Annotated in this window: 18 protein-coding genes; 3 read left to right on the top strand and 15 right to left on the bottom strand. The window is 38.6% G+C overall.

Annotated features, from left to right (window positions below):
- Nucleotides 1-121: 121 nt before the first annotated feature.
- Nucleotides 122-538, top strand: coding sequence for an IS200/IS605 family transposase (tnpA, locus tag AB5026_RS16825; RefSeq protein ID WP_195657092.1), 417 nt, complete (start codon nucleotides 122-124; stop codon nucleotides 536-538).
- An 87-nt stretch (nucleotides 539-625) separates the two neighbouring features.
- On the opposite strand, the gene AB5026_RS16820 is transcribed toward tnpA, so the two are convergent.
- Nucleotides 626-1,864 carry an N-6 DNA methylase gene (locus AB5026_RS16820; RefSeq protein WP_368213939.1) on the bottom strand — a complete coding sequence of 413 codons (1,239 nt, stop codon included), beginning with the start codon at nucleotides 1,862-1,864 and terminating at the stop codon, nucleotides 626-628.
- Between the two features lie 145 nt (nucleotides 1,865-2,009).
- Here AB5026_RS16820 and AB5026_RS16815 point away from each other — a divergent pair, with 145 nt between their 5' ends.
- Complete coding sequence (locus AB5026_RS16815; protein ID WP_368213938.1) at nucleotides 2,010-3,878, top strand: leucine-rich repeat protein; 1,869 nt, start codon at nucleotides 2,010-2,012, stop codon at nucleotides 3,876-3,878.
- Nucleotides 3,879-3,960: 82 nt separating this feature from the next.
- On the opposite strand, the gene AB5026_RS16810 is transcribed toward AB5026_RS16815, so the two are convergent.
- From AB5026_RS16810 to AB5026_RS16760, 11 genes are all read right to left on the bottom strand, one after another.
- Entirely contained in the window at nucleotides 3,961-4,254 is a 294-nt protein-coding gene (locus AB5026_RS16810; RefSeq protein WP_368213937.1) for a hypothetical protein, read from the bottom strand.
- A gap of 87 nt (nucleotides 4,255-4,341) precedes the next feature.
- Nucleotides 4,342-5,238 (bottom strand): hypothetical protein, encoded by an 897-nt coding sequence (locus tag AB5026_RS16805; RefSeq protein WP_368213935.1) that lies wholly within the window; start codon nucleotides 5,236-5,238, stop codon nucleotides 4,342-4,344.
- A 134-nt stretch (nucleotides 5,239-5,372) separates the two neighbouring features.
- The gene (locus tag AB5026_RS16800; protein ID WP_368213934.1) at nucleotides 5,373-5,555 is read right to left on the bottom strand and encodes a hypothetical protein; all 183 of its coding nucleotides are present in this window, start codon (nucleotides 5,553-5,555) and stop codon (nucleotides 5,373-5,375) included.
- 398 nt (nucleotides 5,556-5,953) lie between these two features.
- On the bottom strand, nucleotides 5,954-6,265 hold the full coding sequence (locus AB5026_RS16795; RefSeq protein ID WP_368213932.1) for a hypothetical protein: 312 nt from the start codon (nucleotides 6,263-6,265) through the stop codon (nucleotides 5,954-5,956).
- Between the two features lie 222 nt (nucleotides 6,266-6,487).
- Nucleotides 6,488-6,802 (bottom strand): hypothetical protein, encoded by a 315-nt coding sequence (locus AB5026_RS16790; RefSeq protein WP_110103808.1) that lies wholly within the window; start codon nucleotides 6,800-6,802, stop codon nucleotides 6,488-6,490.
- A 2-nt stretch (nucleotides 6,803-6,804) separates the two neighbouring features.
- A complete protein-coding gene (locus AB5026_RS16785; RefSeq protein ID WP_368213930.1) occupies nucleotides 6,805-7,431 on the bottom strand; it encodes a hypothetical protein in 627 nt (208 codons plus the stop codon).
- A 328-nt stretch (nucleotides 7,432-7,759) separates the two neighbouring features.
- Nucleotides 7,760-9,205, bottom strand: a complete 1,446-nt coding sequence (locus tag AB5026_RS16780; protein WP_368213928.1) for an RNA-guided endonuclease InsQ/TnpB family protein — start codon at nucleotides 9,203-9,205, stop codon at nucleotides 7,760-7,762.
- A gap of 220 nt (nucleotides 9,206-9,425) precedes the next feature.
- Entirely contained in the window at nucleotides 9,426-10,049 is a 624-nt protein-coding gene (locus AB5026_RS16775) for a hypothetical protein (protein WP_146207168.1), read from the bottom strand.
- Nucleotides 10,050-10,272: 223 nt separating this feature from the next.
- On the bottom strand, nucleotides 10,273-10,884 hold the full coding sequence (locus tag AB5026_RS16770) for a hypothetical protein (RefSeq protein ID WP_368213926.1): 612 nt from the start codon (nucleotides 10,882-10,884) through the stop codon (nucleotides 10,273-10,275).
- A 116-nt stretch (nucleotides 10,885-11,000) separates the two neighbouring features.
- Entirely contained in the window at nucleotides 11,001-11,687 is a 687-nt protein-coding gene (locus AB5026_RS16765) for a hypothetical protein (RefSeq protein WP_368213925.1), read from the bottom strand.
- A gap of 97 nt (nucleotides 11,688-11,784) precedes the next feature.
- Nucleotides 11,785-12,408 (bottom strand): hypothetical protein, encoded by a 624-nt coding sequence (locus AB5026_RS16760; RefSeq protein WP_368213924.1) that lies wholly within the window; start codon nucleotides 12,406-12,408, stop codon nucleotides 11,785-11,787.
- A 201-nt stretch (nucleotides 12,409-12,609) separates the two neighbouring features.
- Between AB5026_RS16760 and AB5026_RS16755 the strand changes: the two genes are divergently transcribed.
- Nucleotides 12,610-14,220, top strand: coding sequence for a leucine-rich repeat domain-containing protein (locus AB5026_RS16755; protein ID WP_368213923.1), 1,611 nt, complete (start codon nucleotides 12,610-12,612; stop codon nucleotides 14,218-14,220).
- Nucleotides 14,221-14,672: 452 nt separating this feature from the next.
- Here the strand turns inward: AB5026_RS16755 and AB5026_RS16750 are convergent, their stop codons facing one another.
- The 3 genes from AB5026_RS16750 to AB5026_RS16740 form a co-directional block, all read right to left on the bottom strand.
- Nucleotides 14,673-15,728, bottom strand: coding sequence for a radical SAM protein (locus tag AB5026_RS16750; protein WP_368213921.1), 1,056 nt, complete (start codon nucleotides 15,726-15,728; stop codon nucleotides 14,673-14,675).
- A 286-nt stretch (nucleotides 15,729-16,014) separates the two neighbouring features.
- Nucleotides 16,015-16,659 (bottom strand): hypothetical protein, encoded by a 645-nt coding sequence (locus AB5026_RS16745; protein WP_195657333.1) that lies wholly within the window; start codon nucleotides 16,657-16,659, stop codon nucleotides 16,015-16,017.
- Between the two features lie 24 nt (nucleotides 16,660-16,683).
- Nucleotides 16,684-17,391 (bottom strand): hypothetical protein, encoded by a 708-nt coding sequence (locus tag AB5026_RS16740; protein ID WP_368213920.1) that lies wholly within the window; start codon nucleotides 17,389-17,391, stop codon nucleotides 16,684-16,686.
- Nucleotides 17,392-17,673: the final 282 nt, after the last annotated feature.

Below are 17,673 nucleotides of genomic sequence, written 5' to 3'. Positions count from 1 at the left end.
TTTGATATTACCATCGGAATTGCATTTAACATAATGGATGTCCTCCTTTCAAATCCTTTATTTTTATGGTATAATTATACCATAAAAGTAAATGGGTGTCAAATCACAGAGGAGGATGTATATGTATAAAAAGAAATCCGGACAACCTTATTACACAAACAGGCATAGCTGTTTTTTATTGCAATATCATATGGTACTCGTCACCAAATACCGTAAGCCGGTATTAGACGGAAAGATAAAAGATTTGGTATATACTACGATACAAGACATATTTAAAGAAAAAGGACTTGTAATATTAGAAATGAACGGAGGATGTGACCATGTCCATATATTGTTTGAAGCAGACCCGTATACAACACCCGGGGAACTGGTCAATATTGTAAAAACAAAAACAAGCCGTTTCGCAAGAAAATATTATGGAGATACGTTACTTAAGAATCATTACTGGAAACCATTATTTTGGAGTGATAGTTACTTTGTATCAACCGTGAGTGAAAACAGCTTACAGGTAGTTCAGGAATATATTAAAAATCAATAAAATCCAGTAATTAGTACAGCTTTACGGATGAGTCATCAGCGCGATATAAAAAATGGCATTCACCCACGCCCATGCGGTATGATAAATCTAAGTAATATCATATCCTATGGACGTGGTACTCTGCCTAATTTGATAGAAAGAATCCGGAGCAAGAGCGATAATGGCTTCAATACTGTCTTTTTCCAGAAGCCACTTACGAATCTGAGACTCGCCGGAAGTAGTGCTGCCGGTAAACAGCGGTGAGCCATTCGTGATAATGGCGGCTTTTCCGTCTTCCGGTCTCAGTTTGTCAAGCGCGGCCTGAATGAAAAGCAACTGCATATCTCCTTTTCCCGGCAGCCCTGCTTCAAATCGTTTTCCTTCTTCAAACTGTCTATTTACCGCATCTTCTGTCCCTTCCGGCGCATCCTTGCCGCCCCAGGCTTCGCCAAATGGCGGATTTTCAACAACGAAACGCATTTTTTCCGTGTCAAAACAGTCTGCTTTCATGGAATCCTGTTTTCGGATATTGTCCGCTTCCTGCCCACGAATCAGCATCTCCGCCTTACAGATGGCATATGATTCCGGATTGATTTCCTGTCCAAACAGATTCACGTCTGCTTCAGGGTTCATATGCAGGATGAAATTCTGGCAAGTGGAAAGCATGCCGCCAGTTCCGCAAGCCTGGTCTAAGATTTTAACCACTCTTGCCCCGGTCATAATATCCTCGCTGCCTTCAGCCAGCAGCAGACTAATCATTGTTTTTACAATATCCCTTCCGGTATAGTGGTCGCCGGCTTCGGCATTCTCGGAAAATCTCCTGATAAGGTCCTCAAAAATATATCCCATTTTTACGCTGTCCACTTTCTCCGGGTCCAGGTTCAGCTCGGAAAAATCCTTGATTACCGAAAACAGACGGTCACTGTCGTACATCTTTTTAATCTGTTTTTCAAATTCCAGGTTAGCCAGAATCTCTTTAACATCGCTGGAAAAACCATCAATATAACACTTGAAGTTTTCAACCAGGTTGTCCGGGTCATCCAGCAACGCACCGAGAGTAAATTTGCTCAGATTGAAATAATGGCATCCGGCTTCGCTGAACAGTACATCTTCCGGACAATCCTCACCCATAATCGATTTGACCTGTTCAACATGCTCTTTGGTTTTATCAAGCGCACATTCCAGGCGGCGGATGATTGTCATAGGAATGATAACATCTTTATACTTATCTGGCTGATAAGTGCCGCGCAGTTTGTTTGCGATATTCCAGATAAAATTGACCTCAGCAGTAACGTCTACCGGGTTATCATCATAATCAGTTACGAGTTTAAGTTTAGTATTTTCCATTTTAAAATTCTCCTTTTTTGTTTTTGTTTTTCTGTTATTATTATGCGTAAAAAAAGATAGAATGTATTTTTTTTGCGGATTTTTTTCTTTCTCGTCGTTCCAGCATATTGATTTCGTAAAAACAACAAAGAAAGGAATGAAAAAAATGATTTATACAAAAAGACAGTTTCAAGAAGGAGTAACGTTTTACACAGACGGCTTTATCGGATACGTTTACGACATTGATATTGACCAGGATGTTACAGAACTGTACCTGTCAGGGGATAAAGCGCAACATTATTCTATTATGAAAGTCAGTGTATCTGGAAATGAGAAAAGATTTCCTCAGATAGAACGCATCTATATCGCAGATAGCGTAATGTCAATCCAGATTCCGAATAAAATGTTTCCAAACGTTAAGGAAATCATTTCTGACAGCAAATCCTTTCAATCAGGCAATCTGTTGATTAGGAAAGCGCTAGGGGTATGTCTGCTCAATACGTTTTGCAAAAAAGCCGACGAACTGATTGATTTGAACGGTGTTGAAACAATTGCCGATAACGCATTTGACGGCTGCGAATCTTCGAATATCATTAATGCGGGCGGTATTAAAGAGGTTTACCAGAATGCTTTTTATGGATATGAAAAAATCTCGGAACTTCCAGTCGTGGATGGGGTACGTATGCTTGGTAACATCGTCATGGACTGCTCGCCCGCGCCCTACACTCCGACTTCGTCGTCTGTTAGCCATAACGGGCTTGATACACGCGAGCGTAGCTTGCTGCATCATGGCCCTATTATTCCAAAACAGGCCAGGCTCTTCAATTATGATATTGATTTCACAGGCAAGCCAGTTACAGTCCAAGACATATCTGTCGTAAAACAAATGAATCGAAAAAAATTACCCCAGAAAATAATCCTGAATAATAATGGCGTAATTGATATGAATGATGTGGATGGTGTGTTGCAGCGAGAGGCTATTTCCGAAATTGAGATTTCACCGGATAATCCATATTTTACATCTCACGACGGAATACTCTACAATTCTGATATGACAGTGTTGGTACGATGTCCAGCGGGTCGGACTGGGAAAATTATTATCCCGGATGGGGTAAAGGTTATCAGTGAATATGCATTCTATAATTGTTCTATCAGTGAAGTAGTAATACCAGATTCCGTTACAGATGTTGAACAACGTGCGTTCCGCTGTTGCCATAATCTAGAGAAAATCACATTCAGCAAAAACATGTCATGCATTAAAGCATACACATTTTCCGAATGTACTAGCCTTCATGATATCAACATTCCTGGGCACATCAAGGTTATAGGTGAAAGTGCATTTAGCGGGATTAAGGACCCTCATCTTGATTTGTCAGAAGGCGTTGAAGAAATCGAAACAGAGGCATTCCTCTTTACTCCAGGCAACGACTTAACAGTCGCTCTCCCATCAACCATCAAAAAACTTGGCTGTCGATGTTTTGGAAACCTGAAAAATCTGGCCATAGATACAGAAACTGACATGCTGCCAAATGGATTCTTTAGTTCAATAAGCTGTGTTGGGCATGTAAATATGAATGATATAAAAGAATCGCACAGGATTGTGTCTTATCTGACCGTGAACGGAAAATCATATTTGATTCCATACATCGATGTTCAGTTAGACAAGCTTGACAGATATTTTCGTTTCCTCCCGTTTAACCCAGATGTTATATGGAGACAGTACGAAAAAATTAATACAAACGAAAGGCTGTTTAGATTTTTGATTCTATTGTATCCTACGGTTGAAAATGCAGAAATTAAAAAAGACATAGAAAAGATATTTAAACGCTTACAGCGCGCATCTGTAAACGGTCTTTACAAAAAAGGCGAATTTAAACTGTTGGTAAGGTATTTATCATACAATTTATCAACAAAGAAAATGCTTGAAAACCTCGTTGCTGCATCAGAACGGGACAGCAAGCCTGAGATTAAGGCATACGCCCTGATTGCACTTCAGGCGTATGAAACGAAAACTGAAAAAACGTATAAATTATAAAACTAAGCGCCCGGCCTTCGGCCGGACGCTTTTTCTTTTTTCGTCTTTTTCTTTGTTTTATTTTCCGGTTTATTTTTCAATATCAGATTTTGATATGTATCCCAATCATCATTGGCACAACCAAAATCACACTCTGCACAAGCAAAGCGAAAGTCAGTATCCATGCGTTACCGTTTTCTTTTTCTTCTTCTTTTTGCATTTTCTGAAAGCAATTTTCTTCGCAAAAATAGATGTTAACCATCATCATCAGGCCAACTAATGCCATCAGTACAAATCTTGCCTGAGGCGGTATCCTACCCATCCCGTTTCCGAATGCGAAATACACCAGCCACGGCTGAAGCAAAACATATATGGTATCAGAAATCTTTTTTCTCATTTTTTTTCTCCTCATTTACAGATTTTTTGCATACTTAATATACAGGGTTTTGCAAAAAAAAAGAGCCGAAAAAATTCGGCTCATGTGTCAGATATCAAATGTTTCTTTATCATTTTTTGCTTTACCAATCGCATCCAAAAGATACGCTTTTACCTGGACGTCTGCATCTACACCATACATTTCATAAGCATTTTTCAGTGTTTCCTGCTTTATCTCGCATACATCCAGCAGATTTTTCAGTGCTTCGGCATCATTTTCAGATACACACCATGAAATCGCAGCAGGGCCGATAGTGCCAAGATATTTTTTTAATACTTTTCCGCTTTTGCTTTCTCTTCTTTCCTGGTTCATGTTTTTGTATGTAGTTACAGCAACTATTTTTGACATATCTGTATCATTTACATATTTGTATAAAGAATCCAGAAAATTCCAGATTGCCCTTTTTCGTCTTTGCTTGCCATGTACCAGAAATGAGATTTTATCAAACCGTTTTGTAATTTCGACCTTATCTTTTTCTGTTAATCCAAGAGGAATACAGAATATCTGTCCGCAGTATTCCAATGCAAGAATATTTCCGGATGCCGATGGCCGTTTAATTTCTTTGCCAAATGAATCCAAGGAAAACAGACAGGAACTCTTATACATACAGGAATGCTGCCCTGCATATAGTATAAAAATACGAAAAATAGACCTTAACGCCTTTCTATCATCTGTAATCGCAAATACCGGCATCTGTAAATTGCTTGTACATTTTTGTCCATTTTTATCCATCGACGGGCGGGGAAATGCAGCCAGGCTTGCCGTCAGGGAAGGGGTGCTGAAGGCAACCCGACCCTGAACAATCAGTTGTTTGTCTGTCTTGAGGTAATTGGACGAATGCGTAGGGGTCTGAAACCCCGCCCGTTCAGCATCGCAGACTTTTGTCTGCTTCGCACGCACGTCGTGCTGGTATACGCGAGCGCAGTTCGCGGTATCATAAGACATTACAAATCTCCTTTCTTTATTTTTATTTCGTGAACTACCCGTATCTAAAGAAACAGGCTTCCGAAGAAGACAGTCTAAAGACACAGGCTTCGAACCCGCATGTTCTCTTTTTTCCTGTCTATCCGGGTGACATATTACGCCACGTCTGTAAGCGTGGCCCCGTAGCTCGGCAGGCTACTCCGGTGTTCCACCGGTAAGGTTATCGGGTTACCAAAAGACTGCATGTCTGATATGGCACTTTTAGCAATCGTATTCAGTTTGTTATATGTAATACAAGATTTTGCAAAATCAACCTGTATGGATTTTTTCTTTGCCATATCAAAATCTCCTGCTTTTTTCTTACATAGTCAATATGCCGAAAAAATCTAAAACGGGACGATTTTTTGCGAAAAATTTTTGCAGAAAATAAAAATTTCTCTACGCCGAAGCATAAAGAAATCAATAAATCGTAAGCGATATTTTTGTTTATTTGTATATCTAGGCGTTTCCATCTCGGCAATTAAATATCCGAGAGTTCCCACTTATTTCTTAAAAAAATTGGAATCCATATTTCTCCTCCTTAATAACTCGCGCTTCGCGCTCGTTCCCTGACTTCGAACGGGAATTCCGACCCGCGTGCGAAGTTAGAACAGGAAGATTTAACCCGCGGACGATATTATCGGCCGTGGATTCCCCGCTCTCCGTTCATGCTGTTAATGGATTTAGATGCAGCTCATTATTTTGTTTTTTTAACATGGTACCCTTCTTTCTCTTCCTGTGCTGCTTTCTCTAATGTATCTATCCCTTCAATGATATCATAATGTTCTCCACTTGTCTTTAATTCATTTAGTAATTCAGATGCAGACTTTTCTACGAACCTCACATTGCTTTTTTCTGGGTGCTCATAGATATCTTTCCTTATTTTGGCCAATAAATCGAAATCGATGTCACATTCTTCATCAAAAAAATAGAATCCATATCTCTCCTCCTTAATAAATAAATAGCTCGCGCTTCGCGCTCGTTCCCTGACTTCGAACGTGGATTCCAACCCTCGTACGAAGTTAAAACCAGAACATTTGATTCGCGGGACTTTTGGTCGGCCGGTGACTCCACGTTTTGCGTTGATAACTCGCCGTTCCGGCTCGTTACCAATTTGCGCAGCAAATGTCAAGTGAAGTCGTAAGGCTGAGTGCAGAGATTAAAATTGGGTATTAAGCGCCCGGCCTTCGGCCGGACGCTCTTTCTTTTTTCTCTTCTTTTCTTTTTTTTGTTACATCCTTGCAGCCAGGACAAATGGCAATACCAAAACAACGACTTCAATTATTGTAATCTGAAACGTTTTTGCTGTTTTTTGTTCCTGCTTTTTTATCTTAAAAAAGATATATAAAAACATTCCAACCGCCAGTATCGCTGCCACCGCATAGACCACAAATTTGTATTTACCAAGACTGCCACTGGACAGCATGGAAAACGCCAGCACAAATTCAATGACTACATACATGACATTCAGAATCCATGTTGATATCGGTATACCGAGTTCCGGCGCAAATTTATTTCCTTTTTTCTTTTTGTCTTTTTTTGTCAATCTCAATCACCATCCCAAACAATATTTTTCTCAGTCAGATTATCCGTTGCCATAACCATCATCTGTTTCAGTGCCATGATTGCATTTGCTGCCGTTGCCATATAGTAGCTGGAAATATCTCCTTCGTTGACTGAATAAGTCACTTCTTCTTTCCGGTCATAATCGTGGTTTAAGATAGCATCCAAAACGTTTCTTTCTTTAATCTCTTTTCCATTTTTGTAATAAACAGTCTTTGTTCTTTCAGTGTCAATCCACTCACCGTTTTCATCTGTGTATTTGGCTTTGATTTTTTCAATCATGTCCATCAGCATCGGGATTGACTCTGTGGGTGTTGTACCATACAGTCCACGGATTCCATATTTGGTTTCAACCGGGCCCTGGGTTCCGTCAGCATAGTATGCAGAGACCTCGTCATGCGCAAACCGAATATCGCCATCTGTCGCCTCATAGTAATAATAGCTGTAGTTATATGTAATGTTGATATGCGCTTCAACCTGCTCGGCCTGCTCTAGTTCTTTTGTTACAGGATTCACTCTTGCTGGAACCGTTCCTCCTCTCACATACTGGGGATGCTTCATCTTTGCTGTTTCGCCTGTGACTTTGTTTACCAATTCAATATCGTAACTCATAAATATTTCCGCCTTTCTTTATGCTTATTTTTACAAATCCAATATGCTGGATTTGATAACATTGATAACATGTGGAAAAAGACTTTCTTTTTTTTGTTATGAAAATAGCTTAATATTTGTAGTTTACGTATCGTGAACTACCCGCATCTAAAGAAGCAGGCTTCCGAAGAAGACAGCCTAAAGACACAGGCTTTGAACCCGCAGGTTCTCTTTTTTCCTGTCTATCCGGGTGACATATTATGCCACGTCTGTAAGCGTGACCCCGTAGCTCGGCAGGCTACTCCGGTGTTCCACCGGTAAGGTTATTAGGTTACCAAAAGACTGCATTTTATGCAATCGTAGTAATCAGAGAGGGTTTAGAATATCCCTCTACTGATGGTCTAAACACATTTTCTTTCAAGATTTTCAGGCCTTCTTCCAGGATGTTAATGGCTGCGTTTTTGTCACGGGGCATGATATTTCCACATACCGGGCAGACATAAACCTTGTCAGACAACTGCAAATCATCGTTTTTATATCCGCAATGATGACATGTCTTAGAGGAAGGATACCACCTGCTGGCGCGTACAAGAATCTTTCCGTACTTCAGACATAGCTCCTCCAGGATTGCCGTGAATCTACCCCATCCGACATCGGACACGGATTTTCCAAGGTTGATAGCCTTTTTCATTGCTGCAATATCGAGGTCTTCAATCGCAATCACGTCGTAAGTTCTGACAAGTCTTACAGCAATCTGGTGAAGAAAATCCTCCCTGCGATGCTTGGCTTTCGCATGCAGTCTGGCGATTTTTTCGCTCTGTTTGTTGTAATTGTTAGAATCTTTAACCATGTGAGAGCGTCTGCGCTGCTCTTTTGCAATACGCTTCTCAAGTTTCCGATACTGCTTCATAAATTTTATTTCTTTTCCGTTTAATTCATAAGACGGTTTATTCCCTGACGAATCTATATATAAGAAGGGAACTGACATATCAAGTCCAATTCCTGAAATCGCATTGACATCACCGGAAGCAAAAAACTTTTGCAATCCGTCTGACAATTCAACCTCTTCGGCTGGATACTCAATCAGGATTGAGAAATACCATTTGCCGTCTGGTTCATGTGTAATCGTAACACTTTTTAGGGTGCCGTCTGGCTTAATCGGTCTGTGTATAGAAAGTTCTATCAAACCGTTAATCTTTGGAAGACGGAGACCTCCATCCTCGATTCGGATATTCTTTCCAATGCGGTTTGTCGTATAAGAATCCTTGCACTGATGTTTTTTCTTTCGCTTAGGAGCACCTCTTTCACCGGCAAAATAATCACTTCTTGCCTTTTCAAGATTCAACTGAACATTTGCCAGTGCCAGGGAATCCCTGTCGTTAAGCCATTCCAGACCGGATACATCTTTGTAATCAGCCGGAGTCATAGGTATTGAAACGCCATACATCTTCCACATCAATTTATAATCTGAAAGCATACGGTTCCATATAAAACGTGAAGCGCCAATATTCTGATTTAAGCCTGATACCTGTTCTTCTGTCGGATGTCCGCAGAATCTGTAAGCCACAAATACGGTATCGCATTTTGCAACGCGCTTTGAAGAAGACTTCTTACTTGATGGTCTCTTGGAAGGGATTGTAAACCTGCCGTTAATGACATCGTAAATGCTGTCAAGATTCAAGCGTTTACAGATATTTTCAATGCCTGATATGGCAATTTTAGCAATCATATTCAGTTTGTTATATGTAGTACAAGACTTCACAAAATCAACCCTTATGGACTTTTTCTTTGCCATATCAAAAACCTCCTGCTTTTTTCTTACTTTCTTACATAGTTAATATGCCGAAAAATCTAAAACTGGACGATTTTTTGCGAAAAAAAATTGACGAAAATAAAAATTCCTCTACGTCGAAGTGCAGAGAAATTAGAAAGTCGCAAGCGATATTTTTGTTTATTTGTATGTCTGGTCGTTTTCATCTCGGAAATTGAATTTCCGAGAATTCTCACTTATTATCTTAAAGTGTCCATTTCTCTTCCTTTGACGCATTGATGCTGGACTCTTTGCCAATCATTTCCAGAAAATAAGCTTTCACTTCGATACCCATATCCTCTTCCAATTCAGAATATATTGCTTGCAATACATCGGCTGATACAAGATTCAATTTTAAGACAGTGTATACTTCTTCCGGTTCTGCATTTTCAACATGCCAGCGAATAATTTCAGTAGCGTATTCTTCAAGATATTCTCTCAGTTCTTTCCCATTTTTACTTTTTCTTCTTTTTTCGCTCATGTTCAGATATGTGTTAAGGGCAGCTTCTTTCCCCTCGTCTCCAAACGCATACTTATAGAGCGTTTCCATGGTATTAGTTAATTTTTTTCTACGTGCCGATTTTAATATTTTTTTTGATATTTTTTCTATTTCCTGGCATATTGAAATTGTTCTGTAAGAATTTATCATTATTGGGAGATAGAAGCACATTCCAAAGACGGTTAATTTGAAAATCTTTCTTGGTGCATAATACCTGAAGAAATATGCTTCGCTATCGGTAGAATGGTCATTTATTATGCTAACCAGTTCTTTGTAACAATCTTTTGTTTTTTCATGTGATACACAAATTTCAACTATTTGTTTTGCCAATCAAATCATCCCTCTGCATCAACAATCGAACTTTTTGAAACGTTCGTCGTCATTTTTATTACATGTATTGATTTTTTCCAGTATATATGCTGCTGCTATTTTGTATCCTTTTGCTTGTACTGCCTCCAGCATCTGTATTAATGCATCAGTATTAAAAATATCCATTTTCAATATTGACAATACATACTCTTCTGGAAATTCTATCGCAATATCTTTTGCATTTTTATCTCAAAAACTCATCCAGCAAATCATAAGCATCTTCTTTGTTCTTACAGTCGTAATCTTCATGCCTGCAGCAGAAAAAATATAACCGTTTCAATATCAGCCCATTCATCTCCTGGAACCGCATGGCGTTGTATATCATATTCCGGCCGTTGATATTCAGCAGCACACTTTTTAATGTTGTCAACTGCTCCGTCTGCTCACGTGTCGCGTGGCCTACCAATGCTGTATATTCTTCCATCACCTGTTTCCGGTATTTTTCCTTAGACAGGTCCATCCCATCTGGGCCAAGTGCATATTTGAGTACGAGGCCATCAATCCTTTCTGCATTTTCTTTCGCGTCACGGTATGCTTCCTGGATTCCTTTTGTATAGCAACACGAGATGTAGTCATGCACAATATAAACTGCATCTGTTCTGTTTTCCAGTTCTCTTTTGATTTCAGAAACATTATTGATGTTCACTACTAGAATATCATCTCCGTCCAAAGCAGGAAGAGATTTTATGTTTTTGCAAAATTTAATATGATGTCCCAACTTTTTTAACTTTTTTACTGTTATCTTTATTGCTTTATCTGGCTTTCCGGCCAGTAGAAAAATTGCTTTTGTTGTCATTGTTCTTCCTCTTGTTTCGATATTTCTTTTAGCATTCATGTGTGTTTTTTAATATGCTGGACTTTTTTTGCGGAAAACAAAAAAAAGAACAGGCTTTTCAGTCTGCTCTTGCTTTTTTACAAGAAAAATTCAGCAATTTTATTACACTCACTTGTTTCTCGCTTTTCCGCTCTTCTTATTGCTTCCAACATATATGATTTTATTTCAGCAGACATGTTGTCACTTCTTGCTGAAAATATCTTTTCCAAAACTTTGTAAGAAGTACAATCTAACTCCAGAAATTCGTGTAATTGTTTTGGGTATTGTGCATCCAAATCCCACAATAAGATTATTTGGCTCGTGTTAGCCAGATATTTTCTTATTTTCTGTCCTGCTTCTGAATACTGCTTTTCTTCACTCATATTTTTGTATATATTTATTGCAGCTAAACATCCGTTGTCGCAACTTGCATATTGGTAAATTGTTTCCATATATTTTTTTAACGCAGTTTTTCTTCTTTTTGCAAAAATCTTTTTAGATATTTTGTATATATTATTTATAGTAGTCTGCATTGATGTCATGTCCATTAGAGGAATGAAAAGTGGACAGTCCCCAAAATTGACTTGAATACAATAATGACCGTCATTGTCATATAAATGATTTTTGTAATTACAAGAATAAGCCGAAATTATATTGGTTAATAGATAAAGTCCTCTTTTGTTATCTGGAATGTTTATGCAGGGTAAAGCATCTCTTTCTGTTGTTGATAGCGCAGTATCTAACATTATTTCTGCCGTATTTCCCATTGTATCAATAAAACTCATTTTTTCTTTTTCCTTTCTTTATTTATTTTCTATGTATATAGAATTACAGTTTGTACATGAGATGTACTTTGAATTTGCTACACGGAGCACTTATTTTTTAAAACCACAAAAAATCCTCCACCGCCTCCACTGCTTCTTCCACTGTTCTTAACGATTCTTCCCCGTCTCTGTTGACCAGCAGGCGCTGCAGCAGATATCCATTTTCTAGCTCATACTTCATCGCCAGACATCTTGTCGGCCGGTGTCTCAGATTCAGCAGCGCCGCTTTCAGCAGCCCAATCTGTCTTATCTCATTTCCGTACGCATCTTTCAGCAGTATATCTGCCTCTGCCTTAATTTCTTTCTCGTAGTCTTTTTTGGATAAGACCATCCCATCTTTCCCGCAGCTGCATTTTTTAATTGTTTTTTCGAGATACCCGGCATTCATTCGTGCGCGCTCAAGCAGTTCTCTTGTTGACAGGGTAGTGCCAGATGAAACATACGTCTCTATCGGGACATAATTTGCATCTTTTCGCCATCCAATCTGCTCTTTCCAGTCATCCATATCTCTCACATCTACAACGATAATATCGTCGCCATCCAATTCCAGACCATCCAGCGTCTTCGGCTGCTTGACGGTATATTTTCTTTTGTGCATTTCTTTTATCACTTTTTTCTGGAGATATTCCGGATATGCTCCAAAAAGGAATATTGTTTTTGTCCTAATTACTGAGTTTGGCATTCTTTGCTCCTTTTTTTTATCTTTAATTCCAATATGCAGAAAAATTACAAAAACGTAAAGAGAAACGCAGCCAGGGGGAGCGAAGCTTCCCCTGGCCTTTGGTTTTTGTTGTTTGATTTTTCACCCCTCTTTCACCCTCCCCTTTTTTCAGCATATTAATCTTGAAACACAAAAAAAACATAAAGAAAGGAACAAAAAAATATGAAGTTTACAAAAAAGTTATACGAAGGAGCTACACTGTATGGCAACGATATGTACGTTAAGGATATTGACGTCTTACCAGATGCAACCGAATTTAAGTTTCTCGGAGAAGCACCGTATACAGGCATCAAATACTACTATCTGCGGGATATCAACAAATCTTTCCCGAATGTCAGAAGAATCTATATTGACAAAAACGTCCGTGGCATTCAGATGGACAACCAGCTATTTCCGAATGTTGAGGAAATCGTCTCAGACAACGACACATACAAAAATACCGGCGCCGGAATGCTGATGCGTATTACCGGCAAAGATACTGGCACGCTTATCAATACATTCTGCAAAAAACCGGGCGAGCCTATGGACATGAAAAATGTTGTGGCAATTGTGTCTATGGCTTTTGCTGGATGCAAAAGTGCAAATTTCATCAATATGAAGCTTGAAGATATTCTTTACGATGTTGATGCATTTAAAGGATATGAAGGCGTTGGTGACCTGCCTGTTGTGGAAGGCGTTCATATGCTCGGCAATATGGTGATGGAGGTTTGTGACAGGATACCTGACAGTGCCAGGAATATCAGTAAAAGCGTTGACTTTTCAGGCAGGACACTTACCGTGCATGATATATCTATCATTTCCTGGATTTATTCCGAGTATCGTCCAAGCAAAGTCATCATTGACAACGACGGGGTAATCAATCCACAGGATTTGCGTACGGTATTAAGAAATTCTGGAATTGCAAGCATAGAAATCTCTTCCGGCAATCCGTATTATTTAACACATGACGGTATCGTATATAACCGCGACCGTACTTATTTATTCGGATGCCCGTCAGGCAGAACTGGAAAGGTTGTTATCCCCGACGGAGTCAAAGAAATCAACGAATCTGCATTTGATGGCTGTAAAATCACAGACGTTGTAATTCCAGATTCAGTTACGTCAATTGGTGCAAACGCATTTGTATTCAGTCGGGACTGCGATTATGACACTGAGGTTGTACTACCATCGTCACTTAAAAAACTTAACAATCATAGTTTTTACGGTGTAAATCATATCGTGGTTTCAACTGACAATGGTATGCTTCCACAAGGCCTGTTTAATGCCATTGGTGCAGGCAACAATTCAGTCAAAAAGATATCTACAAAGCTGACCGTAGACGGCAAAGACTACCTCATTCCTTTTGCAGGCGGTCGTTTGTCCAAATGGGACGAGTATTTCAAAATGATTCCGTTTGACGAAGACATCATCTGGAATTTTTACCAGGATATTGACGACAGGGAACCAGAGCTTATCAGAAAATTTCTTATAGAGCTCTACCCTACAATTGATAACCCGAAGGTAAAGACAGAAATCGGCAAAAAGCTAAGAAGCTTCCAGCGCAGCATCTTCAAGATGTGTCTTTCCAACACCGACGCTTTCGGCAATAAAATCAATGACAACAGCAATGACCAGTTATTGCTCAAATATCTGTCATATAATTTATGTACAGAGAACGCGCTAAAGACCCTTGCGAATGATGCAAACAAACTCGGCGAGGTTAATATCAATGCGTATGCCTTACAGGCAATAAGTAACCTTAACAACTCCAAGAAAACCTTTTTTAAATTGTAAACGCACAACAGCCCGGCAGCTTCGCTGCCGGGCTTCTTTTTTTTCTTTTTTCTTTTTCTCCACCTCTTTGTTCGCTTTCTGGATTCCGCCGCTTACATCTTCTTCCAGATATGCCACTCCATCTTCCGTCTGAATATTTTTTACGATATTTTTTCAGCCAGTTTTTTTTAAGTTCTTTGAGATATTTTTCTTTTTCATTTTCTGCCTCCTTTTTTATTTATGTATACAATATACAGAAAATCCAGAAAAAATCAGCACCACAAAAAAGCGCCTGGGAACCAGGCGCAAATGCTAAATTCTAAAATCAGTTTTTGTATCCATTCTGTTTAATGCATCCAGTGCGTATGCTTTTAACGACAGCCCCTCTGTCTCATTAGCAAAGCTGATGATTTTTTCAATCGTCTGTCTGGTGCTGCCGGCCCTGAATATACAATTTCTTCTTCCATATCAGATTATATTCCTGCCACTCTCCTCATTTTTCTTTGAACAGGGCATTTTTCTCCACATCCACTAAGTGCCATTTGATGCTCCACAAACTTTCTTTCATGTTTCAAATACTCCGAATGATAATAAATATCCTCTAAAGATTTGTTATAAATAGAATCCGGATTAACTATTCTATTATTTTCGTCAGCTAATTGAATATACTTGAATGTTTCACATCCGAATACCTTTCCGTCATAACGGATACACAGTTTATTTTTTCCGGCATAGCAATAATAATCGGAATCCTCTCGCTGTAAAGGAATGCCAATTCTTATTTTATTATTATTGATTGTCTCAAGTTTTAACTTCAATTTCTCATTCTCATCTGCGTCCAAAACTAATTCCCCAGTATTATTAGCCGCTCTTCCATGAGGAACCAATCCCAAAAAGCTAACTTTATTAACACCTGCTCTTTCTGCAAATTTTACAATACTATCTATTTCATACAGATTTATTTTAGTTGGAACAAAATGAATTTCTGTACAAATATCTGTATTTTGAGCTTTGTTAATACTATCAAATACAAATTTCTGATATCCGGATGTTCCCATAAATTTATTATATATAGTTTGATTTATAGCCGGTAAATCAAAAATTATTTTATCAACTGCTACACTATATAATTGTTGTAATAGCTCCTGCTGAATACTGTCAACTCGTCCAGCAATGTTCAATATAATTCCACTAGTATAAATATATACCTTAATGCCTTTAGATTTTGCATAATGTACAATTTCTAATAATCCGTCATGCAAAAAAGGTTCTCCACCAGAAATACTTAAAACTTCAGTATTTAACTTTGACGCACTATCAATTATTTTTTTTACTTCCGCAGTTTCTATTTTTAAAGTACAATTAATGTCAGAATTAGATGAACAATGCAAACATCTATTTGGACACTTATGTATTATTTCAATTGAAATTTGTTTCATCTTTTTCAGCGCAGGATACCCCATCCGATGAAGAAACAATATTCTTTGTTTCGTAGTCAAGTGGGGAGGAATGCACGGTTTTACATCCATCCTGCTTCCTCCTTTTAATTAAATAATTCCTGGCCGCTTCGTTTCTTTCAGTCGCGGCTGTTAATATATTTCGCATCATAGAACTTCTCAAGGCATCTGTCAGCCCTTCGTTTCTTCCTTCACCAAACATAGGCGGGACTTTCCCACCCAACGATGACGGCAAGCCTGGACGCGGTTTTCCCGCCCGTCGATAATTGCCAGCTTTCTTTGTATCTTTCAGTTGTCAGTAATATGCGAGATTTTGGAGCATAAGAAAAAGCACCGCCTTCGGCGGTGCAAAGAAAATCTACAAGGAATATTCAGAATCTGTATCTCTGCAAGTAGAATCATTTAACAACTGCATGATACATGCTTGCATCGGAATGGATAATTTCGCAAAGCGGTTGTCATACAACAATTTTAAATCTTTTGCGGATGATAAACCCAATTCCCAAAAGTCTAATAAAGCCGGTATATTATCTGTCGTCATGTTCCATAGCAGTATTGTCTGACTCGTCACAGTAAGATATTGTTTTAATGTCCTGCCGTTTTTCGCCCGCTTTCTTTCTTCGCTCATGTTTTTATAAACCAGAATTGCCAACGTCCGCCCATAGTCGTTTTTTGAGAAACGGTATATCGTCTCCATATAGTTGAGAAGACACTGCTTTCGCAATTTAGCGACTGGAATTGATGAAATTGCCCGAATTCCTGAAACAATGATATTTTCTTCGTCATATGAGATATCCAACGGAAGCCAAAATCGCTCGGAATTTATTTCCACAGACATTATTTTGTTGTGTTCGTCGCAGTATATATTGTTGGTATTGTAGTCAGAAACAAGGAGCGAAAAAAAACGTGCCAGTTTTTTTAATCCTTCTTTTGTATTTTCGATTTTTGTATGTATTTCAGTTTTTTCCGGTTCCTCAACATCCCGGATAATTACTTTTTCCATTTTTTTAATTTCCCTTTCTTTTTTTTACACTGTGAAAGTTTCGGTTTCTGTCTTATCGGAAATACCTCGTTCTTTGCTAATTTGCTCCAAGAGATACGCTTTCATAACGACCGGTACATCATCACACAATTCATCAAAAACCTGCTCCAATGTTTTCTGACTGGCAAATCCGAAGTCTAAAAATTCATTCAGTGCTTTTACATCCTGAGTTTCAACTATTGCGCATAAAATCTTTTCGCTCATGACTATCAGGTAATGTTCTAACTCTCTTCCATTTTTAGAAGACTTTCTTTCATCAGTCATTTTGCGGTAAGTATTGAACGCAACCTTTTCTGCAGAATCATAACTTGAATAGATATACGATTTTTCTGCAAGATTTTGTAATGATTTTAATCTTTTCTTTGGAAATATGCTCCGTGAAATATCAAGTATCTTTGACAGCAAAAGTTCTCTTTGAACGTCATTCATAATTGGAACAAAAATAGAAATTCCATCCATGTTAATCTCAATGTCTCTAGGGTCTCCTTCTCTGGCAAGATAATCAATGAATTCACCATATGGTATAACCTGGATATTAGATAAATCCATGACGAGTTCATATAATTTGCGGAAGCCTTTTTTAGTGTTTTGCAGAGTTATTTTAGGAGGAAATTTTTCTTTTTTCGATTCCGTTTTGAACGGTCCTCCAGAAACAAAAATGTTCTGTGAGTCAGTAAATACTGTTTTTGTCATTTTCTTTTCTTCCTTTCTTTGTGTTTCTTTCTGCTTACAGTATGCCGTATTTCAGGGAAGTGTAAAAAAAAGAGCAAAGCCATTCGGCCTGCTCTTATTTTTTTACAAAGAAAATTCATTTGCCTCCCGCTTTTCCGCTCTCCTCATTGCGTCTAGCATGTATGATTTTTCGTCAATGAAGTCTCCACCCTTATGCGGTACATTGCTCCTATAGAGGTGGTATCTAAAACGGAGCAAAGCTCCGAAAAACACCTCCAGGAGTTAGCGATAAAAGGTTTTGTT

The organism is Blautia sp. RTP21359st1_E11_RTP21359_211015, assembly GCF_040910705.1.
GTDB classification, from domain to species: domain Bacteria; phylum Bacillota; class Clostridia; order Lachnospirales; family Lachnospiraceae; genus Blautia_A; species Blautia_A fusiformis.
This window is presented reverse-complemented; position numbering and strand designations above follow the sequence as displayed.

Excerpts from the sequence above, each read along its gene's own strand:
- AB5026_RS16745 (WP_195657333.1), bottom strand. The coding sequence starts at position 16,659 with ATGGAAAAAGTAATTATCCGGGATGTTGAGGAACCGGAAAAAACTGAA.
- AB5026_RS16810 (WP_368213937.1), bottom strand. The coding sequence starts at position 4,254 with ATGAGAAAAAAGATTTCTGATACCATATATGTTTTGCTTCAGCCGTGG.
- AB5026_RS16740 (WP_368213920.1), bottom strand. The coding sequence starts at position 17,391 with ATGACAAAAACAGTATTTACTGACTCACAGAACATTTTTGTTTCTGGA.
- AB5026_RS16785 (WP_368213930.1), bottom strand. The coding sequence starts at position 7,431 with ATGAGTTACGATATTGAATTGGTAAACAAAGTCACAGGCGAAACAGCA.
- AB5026_RS16780 (WP_368213928.1), bottom strand. The coding sequence starts at position 9,205 with ATGGCAAAGAAAAAGTCCATAAGGGTTGATTTTGTGAAGTCTTGTACT.
- AB5026_RS16770 (WP_368213926.1), bottom strand. The coding sequence starts at position 10,884 with ATGACAACAAAAGCAATTTTTCTACTGGCCGGAAAGCCAGATAAAGCA.
- AB5026_RS16800 (WP_368213934.1), bottom strand. The coding sequence starts at position 5,555 with ATGGCAAAGAAAAAATCCATACAGGTTGATTTTGCAAAATCTTGTATT.
- AB5026_RS16815 (WP_368213938.1), top strand. The coding sequence starts at position 2,010 with ATGATTTATACAAAAAGACAGTTTCAAGAAGGAGTAACGTTTTACACA.
- AB5026_RS16760 (WP_368213924.1), bottom strand. The coding sequence starts at position 12,408 with ATGCCAAACTCAGTAATTAGGACAAAAACAATATTCCTTTTTGGAGCA.
- AB5026_RS16765 (WP_368213925.1), bottom strand. The coding sequence starts at position 11,687 with ATGAGTTTTATTGATACAATGGGAAATACGGCAGAAATAATGTTAGAT.
- AB5026_RS16805 (WP_368213935.1), bottom strand. The coding sequence starts at position 5,238 with ATGTCTTATGATACCGCGAACTGCGCTCGCGTATACCAGCACGACGTG.
- AB5026_RS16755 (WP_368213923.1), top strand. The coding sequence starts at position 12,610 with ATGAAGTTTACAAAAAAGTTATACGAAGGAGCTACACTGTATGGCAAC.
- AB5026_RS16820 (WP_368213939.1), bottom strand. The coding sequence starts at position 1,864 with ATGGAAAATACTAAACTTAAACTCGTAACTGATTATGATGATAACCCG.
- AB5026_RS16750 (WP_368213921.1), bottom strand. The coding sequence starts at position 15,728 with ATGGATGTAAAACCGTGCATTCCTCCCCACTTGACTACGAAACAAAGA.
- tnpA (WP_195657092.1), top strand. The coding sequence starts at position 122 with ATGTATAAAAAGAAATCCGGACAACCTTATTACACAAACAGGCATAGC.